This is a genomic window from Undibacterium sp. TJN19, from assembly GCF_049339485.1.
Classification (GTDB): Bacteria; Pseudomonadota; Gammaproteobacteria; order Burkholderiales; family Burkholderiaceae_D; genus Undibacterium.
Genome location: NZ_JBMPPL010000043.1, coordinates 1 through 1,390 on the forward strand (window position 1 = coordinate 1; position 1,390 = coordinate 1,390).

Genomic DNA, 1,390 nt, shown 5'->3' on the forward strand with positions numbered 1-1,390 from the left:
CATGAGCTGGTCCATGAGCCACAGGCGTTGCTGGGCGTAGGAGAGGACGGCTTCTTCTGGCTGGCCTTCTGCTTCCCGGCTGCTGCGCGGCAGGATGGGGCTGTGTACGCCACGGTTGGCGCTGGTGCTGGCTTTATGTTGCCGCAGCTTTTCTTTTAGGTGCGCGCGGGCGCTCTTGAGCGCACCTCCCTGCGCTTCTCTCGTGCCCTCCTCTGCTGCCACTTCTTCTACACTTGACGCCATCAATGCTTCGCTCTCTATCATCTTATCCACCATTCGTTGAATTCAGGTATCCGTTTGTGTTCGCGGGCGCTTGCGTGCGCACCACTGCACTACTGTATGGATCAATTATTTTCCAAAGCTTCAAAATCACTGAGCAGTTCCGCGACTTCTTCTTCTGACATTTGTTCAATCGCGTCATCTGCCAATGTTTCAAGCGCAACCATTTTTTCTACCCGCGCCGCAATATCTTTCAGCGTGGAGTATTTATAAAAAATCTTGATGTTGACTGCGATCGAGAAAGCTTCCTCGATACGGGATGCGAGCTGCGTGACCAAAAGCGAATGCCCGCCAAGCTCAAAGAAGTTATCAAAGCGCCCGACCTGCTGACGCCTGAGCAGCCCTTCCCACAAGGCCGCCACTCGTTGTTCCACTTCCCCTTGCGGTGCCACATAACCTACACGCTGTTCTGCCCCGTCCGGTACCGGCAGGGCTGCCCTGTCAAGCTTGCCATTCGGTGTCAGCGGCAATGCGGGCAAGACCACGAAGGCCGACGGCATCATGTAAGCCGGCAGTTGCTTTTGCAGGCTGGCTTTGAGGCTGTCTGTCAGTGCTGCGTTGCTGGTATTTGTGCTATTGGTGCTATCGGTCTGTTGATGCGGTACCAGGTAAGCCACAATCTGGCGGTATTCAGGCTGGTCTTCCCTGACGATGACAACGGCATCTTTGATGCCCGGGTGTTGCAGGCAGGTGCTTTCGATTTCGCCGAGTTCAATACGGAATCCTCTGACCTTGACCTGGTGGTCTGCTCTTCCCAGATATTCAAGCTTGCCATCGGACAGGTAGCGGACCAGATCGCCAGTACGGTACAGACGGCTGCCTGCCTGTGGGCTGAAGCGGTCAGGCAGGAATTTCTCTGCGGTAAGACCCGGTCTTTGCAGGTAACCGCGGGCAACGCCGATGCCGCCGATGTAGAGTTCTCCCGTGACGCCCTGGGGCAGTAGCTGGCCAGTGGGGCTGAGGACGTAGAACTGGGTATTGGCAACGGGCCAGCCTATGGTTTCTATGCCTTGGGCCTGGCGTTTGACGTAGCTGGAGTAGGTGGTGCCTTCTGAGGGGCCATAGAGGTCGTAGACCTGGGCGATGGGGGTTTCTGTGTAGAGGCGGTCTA

2 protein-coding genes are annotated in these 1,390 nt (G+C 56.4%); both read right to left on the bottom strand.

The features are described from left to right. Positions 1-264: hypothetical protein (locus tag ACO0LH_RS28415; RefSeq protein ID WP_422944513.1), on the bottom strand; the 264-nt coding region annotated here is incomplete at its 3' end. Positions 265-344: 80 nt separating this feature from the next. Further along, positions 345-1,390, bottom strand: a 1,046-nt coding sequence (locus tag ACO0LH_RS28420) for an AMP-binding protein (RefSeq protein WP_422944514.1), incomplete at its 5' end; no start/stop codon positions are given.